At 42.8% G+C, this 526-nt stretch carries 1 protein-coding gene; it reads right to left on the bottom strand.

What is annotated here, in order from left to right; genetic code table 11:
* On the bottom strand, nt 1-366 hold a 366-nt coding region (locus R7Z77_RS28255; RefSeq protein ID WP_193293961.1), incomplete at its 3' end, for a LysR family transcriptional regulator.
* Nucleotides 367-526 lie beyond the last annotated feature (160 nt).

Here is a 526-nt window from a genome sequence, read left to right as displayed (position 1 = left end):
TGAGCTTACTTCCGCCAGCGCATCCACCATCGGGAAGAAGTTTGAAATTGGAATGATGCCATCAAACGCAACAGTAATATCCAACTCCCAACCGTTAGCAAGCAAAGTCGCATCATTCACTAACTTTTCACTCGCTTGCAGAATTGCACGCCCTCTTTCCAAAATGAGCTTGCCTGCCTCCGTAAAGAGCGCTTTGTGTCCTGAACGGTCAAAAATATTGATGTCGAGATCTTGTTCGAGCTTTTGGATTTGGTAACTCAGTGAAGATGGTGCTCTATCGAGCTCATTTGCCGCTGCCGCAAAGCTGCCTCTGCGATCTATCGCATCCAAGATATGGAGCGCTTCTAAAGTGATAGGGCTCTGCACGATAACTCCCTTTGTGTGATGTGAGTCACAGCTGTGATATTTGGATAGATTTGTCAGAAATCGTTTTCAACAATATAACACACTGATAAATAAAGACTAGAAATGCCAAGCATCCAAGAATAGACGACATCAAAACTTGAATATTAAAATGATAATGATA

The sequence above is a fragment of the Vibrio sp. 1401 genome, assembly GCF_033340295.1.
Note: the sequence above shows the minus strand (reverse complement) of the source record. Positions and strands in the feature narration are given on the sequence as shown.